The 6,310-nt window shown below is 49.7% G+C and carries 4 protein-coding genes; 2 read left to right on the forward strand and 2 right to left on the reverse strand.

The annotated features are described in order from the left end of the window. The first annotated feature begins 505 nt into the window (after positions 1 to 505). Together NZ772_11695 and NZ772_11700 are read left to right on the forward strand one after the other, a co-directional pair. Entirely contained in the window at positions 506 to 1,174 is a 669-nt protein-coding gene (locus NZ772_11695; GenBank protein MCS6814209.1) for a hypothetical protein, read from the forward strand. A gap of 156 nt (positions 1,175 to 1,330) precedes the next feature. After that, complete coding sequence (locus NZ772_11700; protein ID MCS6814210.1) at positions 1,331 to 4,153, forward strand: CHAT domain-containing protein; 2,823 nt, start codon at positions 1,331 to 1,333, stop codon at positions 4,151 to 4,153. 23 nt (positions 4,154 to 4,176) lie between these two features. On the opposite strand, the gene NZ772_11705 is transcribed toward NZ772_11700, so the two are convergent. Then, positions 4,177 to 4,959 (reverse strand): DUF928 domain-containing protein, encoded by a 783-nt coding sequence (locus tag NZ772_11705; protein ID MCS6814211.1) that lies wholly within the window; start codon positions 4,957 to 4,959, stop codon positions 4,177 to 4,179. An 11-nt stretch (positions 4,960 to 4,970) separates the two neighbouring features. Beyond that, positions 4,971 to 6,310: CHASE2 domain-containing protein (locus NZ772_11710; protein ID MCS6814212.1), on the reverse strand; the 1,340-nt coding region annotated here is incomplete at its 5' end.

Here is a 6,310-nt window from a genome sequence, read left to right on the forward strand (position 1 = left end):
TTATCAATGTCGTCAAGCAGCAGGATGCCTCTTTAGCCCCCATCACCTACGATCGTCTACAGCGACTAACAGGCTATTCTCTAGAGCAAGTGCAAGTGGCTATCCAAAGCTTGATGGACAAGAAACTGCTGCGCAACCTATCTACTCCTCGTCGCTTAATCTAAGTGGCTAGCATCCGGAGAAGTGGATTGTCCAGAGAAACAGGGTAATTAAGTTCATCATCTTGGATGAGCCACGAACGGCTAGAATCCCTGTTGATGCTGGTGAAGCAACTGCTGCAAGGTATTGGCTGAGGGGAATGATTAGTAAGATTCTCTAGAATGGTTGGGTGGTTTGTGTAGACAGGACTTTTATAATTGTGCAGTTTTTCTGCTCAGGATTGATATCAAGATTTAGAAACTGCTCTAAAATGCAAGTGCAGTCTTCTTCACATTTTGCCATGCCTACCCCATCAGTAACCCCCGAATCTTCCCTTTTTCAGTTTCCAACCGAACATCTCAGCTCAATGCTGACTATGCGAGACTGGGCTAAAGCTACCCTAGAGGAAGAACGACAGCATCACCTTGAGCTGACAGCAGAGTTAGAGAAGTGTCAGACTAAAATTGCCTGGTTAGAGCAGGTGTTGGCTACGACCGAGAAAATCCTACCAGATGCTTCGTCATCAGGGCAGTCTAGAGATTTGAATGCTACCCTAGCGGCTTCTACATCCTCTCAGAAGAGTCTTAGCCAGAAGGTGCCACAGGCAGCTAAGTCGATCGCAAAATCACCAACTACAAAACCATCCACGAGTAAGGTAACGAAGTACGTTCCATCACCCCAACCCAAGGCAAAATCAGCTCAGTCATCAGTCAAGAAGCAGAGTAAGAAAACTACTAGTGCTGATAAACGATCACCTGTGACCGTAGTGCGAAAGTTTTCTATCAAGAATGTTCCATTTCTACCTCCCTACAAAGGACAGCCCAGTGTAGTCAAGGCTATTAAGGCATTTTTGGATGATCATCCTAATGAAGCCATGGATATTGACCAGATTATTGAAGGGTTGTTTGGCAAGGTACCTGCAAATATTCAGGAGCAAGTACGGCATCGGGTGACTACGGATCTGTCTAAGGGTAAAAATACTCTGTGGCAATCTGTACCAGGACGGCGTGGATACTATCAAACCTTGTCGAAATAGGCGATCGCTAAACCATCACCAGCAACTAGGCTAGTGATTTGCAGCCTGAATCTGAGACATCAGCAGGAGGGGTTGTCTAGTAAGTCAGCCAGAGAACCCTCAGGTACTAGAGTGGTAAAGCAGTTGTATGTAGGGAATTACCAAGGGGATATGGCTATGACTAGGGCAGCTATCTCTAGACCCATAGGTAAGGTGTTACGGTTGATGCTGGTCAGCTTGCTGGGGTTTACCCTGATCTGGACACCAGTATTGATACCATCGGTATTGACCCTAGCCCATCAAGTTCCAGATTCTCGGCTGAGGGTCAGTGGGTTAACCCCTGATGACATTACCGCTGATGACAATATGGAGCCATGGTTGGTGGCTACTGGCAGGGGTGTTGGAGCTAGCCTTTTACAGAAGGGGATTGTTGCTTACGAAGCAGGACAATATCCCCAAGCGATCGACCTGTGGAATCAAGCCCTGCAACAGTTTCAAGCTAGCAATGAAGTGTTGAACCAAGCCTTGGTGCAAAGTAACCTATCCTTGGCCTACCAGCGGCTAGGAATGTGGATTCAAGCTGAGCGGGCGATCGTCACTAGTCTTGACCTGCTGAAAACGCAACCCACGGGCATTAGCGGTGTCAACTATCACCAAGCACTGGCTATGGTGTGGAACACCCAGGGACGGCAACAGTGGGTTTCTGGCCAGCCCCAGGCAGCACTGGAGTCGTGGTACAAGGCGAGTCAATATTACCAGCAAGCTAACTACACTCCAGGCTTAGTAGGCAGCCAAATTAACCAGGCTAGGGCGCTGCAATCCATGGGGTTGGGCATTGCCGCAGAAAAGACTCTAGGACAGGTGAAACAAACCTTAAATCAGGCTCAGTTGCCTAGTTCAGTGAGGGCGATCGGCCTGCGTAATTTAGGGGTTGTGCTTCGCCAGATTGGCTTATTAACTGACTCTGCTGATGTGCTTAGGGATAGCTTGACGTTAGCTCAGACTTCAACGGCTGACTGGGGAGCTACCCTGCTAGAGTTGGGGAATACGATGCGGGCGTTGGGCGATCGAGCAGCGGCGATCAGTCGATTGGTAGATGCCAGGAATTTTCGTGAACACGCTATTCGCTACTATCAACAAACGGCCCAACTCTCTGCCAGTCCGGCCATGACTGTCAATGCTCAGCTCAACCATCTGAGCCTATTAGTGGATCTGCAACGCTGGTTCGCTGACCTCCAAAGCGACATCCGGCTCAACAAGAATCCTAGAAATCCAGCCCATGACATCCAAGCCTGGGTGAGACAAGCCACAGAGCAACGCCGAGTCGCTAGCCTCGTGACCGATGTTCAAACTGGCCTCGATCGCCTCCCTACTGGACGTAACAGCCTCTATGCCAGGCTAAATCTAGCCCAAAGCCAGATGCAGTTAGAGGCAGCAGGGAGCAGGGTGAAGGGTGGTAAGATGGTCGCGATCGCCCAACAGATTAGCAAAGCCGTGCAGCAGGCTAGGGACTTGCAAGATCGACGGGCGGAGTCTTATGCTACGGGACAATTGGGCGCTCTATATGAGCAAGTGGGGCAATACCAAGATGCTCAATCTCTGACCCAGCAAGCCCTATTGCTAACAGAGAGCATTCAAGCTCCGGAAATTCGCTACCGTTGGGAGTGGCAGCTAGGACGATTACAAAAAGCCCAAGGGAATGTGTCAAGGGCGATCGAACACTATCAAGCAGCCGTAAACACCCTAGAATCTGTTCGCAGCGACCTACTGTATATCAATGCTGATGTGCAATTCTCCTTCCGAGACAGCGTGGAACCCGTCTATCGGGGCTTAGTTGATGTGTTGCTACAACCCCAAGGGAATAACCCACCGAGTCAAGCCAACCTCAGGCGAGCTATCCAAGAAGTGGACAATCTGCAACTGAGTGAGTTAGAGAACTTTATGGGCTGCGACTTAGGGTCAGCCGTTGCTGTGACAGATGTGAATGCTGATCCCGCTGCTGCTACCCTCTATCCTTTGTTGCTGGACGATCGCCTTGCTGTTATCCTCAAGCTACCAGGTCAAGAACAGTTGACAATTCACCAAACCCCAGTGTCTCGTCAGACCGTTGAAGATACCCTAAATCGTCTCTATCAAAACCTATCGGTGCCTGGCAATAGTCCTGTGCCAGAAGCAATACAAGTCTATCAATGGTTGATTCAACCGATTGCTGAGCAGCTTGCCCAAGCTAAGGCAGTAAATACCTTGGTGTTTGTGGCTGATGGTTTGTTGCGTAAAATCCCCATGGCAGTTTTGTATGATGGCGATCGCTATCTAATTGAACGGTATGCTGTGGCCCTAGCTCCTCGCTTAGAATTATTCAGCCCTAGACCTCGGTTAACCACTCCAGTAGTGTTTACAGGTGGTGTCGAACAAGCAAAAATTGTTGACCCAGGGAAATTTCCCCCCATCGAGCTTCTCCACCAAGAACTAGACGGCATTGCTGCATACACAAACATTCGAGAATCTTTACGAGACCAAAACTTCACCCTCCAGAATCTAGAAACCCAGCTAGCCCAGGGTGGTTTTTCCGTTGTGCACCTCAAAACCCATGGTCAATTTAGCTCTGATCCAGCCGAAACCTTTATCATTGCCTACGATCGACTAATCAATACCAGAGATTTAGGCCAGCTAATTCAAACCAGTGTTGAGGGCATCGGCGATACGATCGACCTGCTGGTGTTGAGTGCCTGCTATGGGGCAAAAGGCGACAACCGAGCTGTATTAGGCTTAACTGGCATTGCTCTGCAATCGGGTGCCCGCAGCGCCCTTGCCACCCTCTGGGAGGCCCAAGATGTCTCCAATACTAGCCTGATGATCCGCTTTTACCAGTCGTTACTCAAACCGAATACCAGCAAAGCTCAGGCACTACAACAAGCCCAACTCTCCCTCATGCAAGACGAGGGCTATGCTAATCCTTACTACTGGGCTACCTATGTGCTAGTGGGCAATTGGCTATAAATGACCGTTATTGCGTTATGGAATTAGGGTGTAGTTACCGTCGAAAGAATAACCGAGCCGACGATCGGCTTATCAGCCAACTCTGGGAAGCCTAGTTCCTTGAGCAAGGTTGTCCACTGTTGACGCAGAGATGCATCCCTTGGGGATTTTTGCAGTCGGGTTGCTAGGTCATCCACCTTGTCATACCAAAGAGCCGGAATCGCATCTTGACCTTGATTCTGTGGTGGCGGAGGTTGAGTCACATAAATTACCCAGCCATTGATGGTTTGGTCGGGACGATCGCTGGTGTTGGCTACACAGGTCAAGCTCAAAAACCACTGATAGTATTGATTTGCCTCGAAGTTGTCTAGCTGGGCTGGGAGGGTAATCTTCACAAAACCCGGAGTAGGGGGCAGAGTAAAGCCAGTTTTGTAAACAGTCGTGGTTCCTCTACGGCTTAGGAGCGAAAATTCACCAGCACTAACCTCTGAAGCGGCATAGGGAACATAGATCCAGAAGCTAGTCTCTTTTGTTAGCGTAGCTCCGTGAACATCCCCAGGCATGATAGCCGTAAGTTGAATTGGAGTTCTAGGACATTGGTTACCACCACTCAACCCACCGCCAGGCCGTGGCCGACCCGCAGGTGGACGCTTGCGCGACTTTGGTGAGCCTCCCAGACTCTCAGAAGAGTTAGCTGATAGTCTACTATCTAGTGTTGCGGCCTCCGCAGTAGTTTGATCTAGATTTAGGGAGGATCCGGAGATTATGCTGGGGATGGGTAGTAGGCATATGATCGCGAGGCTAGCAAATAGAGATTGATGCAACATAGTTAGGAGATTTACTTACGGCTGGGAATATAGACAACGCTGTAGGCCACGAAAGTGCCTATTGTCAACAGAAGGGCTAACGTTGAAGGTACAAAGGGCATCCACCCGCCCTGTATCAAGCTTCTGAGACAGAGGTAGTGTAGAACTACAATCGTGATGCCGCTGGTGGCTATCAGCTTCCATCCTGGTTTTAAGCACCAAGATAGGATGCTACCTACTGTAGCCCATGCCAATACCCAAAGGGTATCTCCCCACTGTAACCACTGCCACTGGGGCAATGCCCAGATTAAGGGACGCTGATCTAATGCTGCACTCAAGAGCTGACTCACCATGTGAGCATGAACATACACGCCTGGCATATAGCCATAGGGGGTTGCAAACTCATCTTGATACTCCGCAGTTACCCCAATCAGCACTACCCGATCGGTTACAAGCTCGGCACCAACCTGACCAGACAACACCTGATGCAGCGTCACGAACTGAGCTAGGTTTTGTGTGGATGGCTTGCCTACAATTGCTCGATAATTGAGGAGAATTTGTTGACCGGGCCAATTCCATCCTTGGTAAGCAGCAAAGTAAGGCTGTAGTGGCTGTAAGGTAGCGAATCCCAATTGCTGAGGATTGGTTGCATAGGGTTGATGATGCTGGTGAATTGATACCCCTTCATGGTGCAAGTAGCGGTGGACAAGTTGCCAGCTAAAACTGAAGGGTGTCATACAATTGGGATTCGGTTTCTCTAGGGATTTGGGGTCATGGAATAAAAACTGCCGTCTGACAATTTCTCGACCACTAAACCAGTCTGGTTCAATGTCGCTGAAGCCAACTTGAGAGGTCAACTGCTCGGCAGAGAATTCTGGGGGAGAATGATACTGGTTTGTGGAACTGCTGACTGCACAAACGATAAAGAGGTTAGGATTTTCCCTAAACCGACGCAAAAACGCAGAACGCCCCTCCCCCTTGGGCTGGCTGCGATGCAGATCTACCCCGATCACCCGTGGTCTGTGGGCAGCTATCGTGGTTAGCACCTCAGCTAACACCTGATCAGATAGGGGATAGTTGTATCGATTAATATCATCTTCCGTAATGCCTACTACTAAAAGTCGATGGTCAATTGCCTCCACAGGGCGCTGCCTCATGAGATGGTCATAGGCAAGTAACTCTGGAGCTTGTAGGAAGCCTAACCATCGTATAACCATCACGGCTAGGGTCATGGCTGCTCCCACAGCTAAACTGGCCGGTAAACCTAGTGGGGGACGGGTTAGTCTATGCAGTTGGCGTAGAGGCTGGGGAGGACGATCGCCCCAGAGCAATTCATACACAGGTTCTTGCCCAATGCCCTTGAGGTCGATCA

The organism is Cyanobacteriota bacterium (genome assembly GCA_025054735.1).
In the GTDB taxonomy this organism is placed as follows: domain Bacteria; phylum Cyanobacteriota; class Cyanobacteriia; order SKYG9; family SKYG9; genus SKYG9.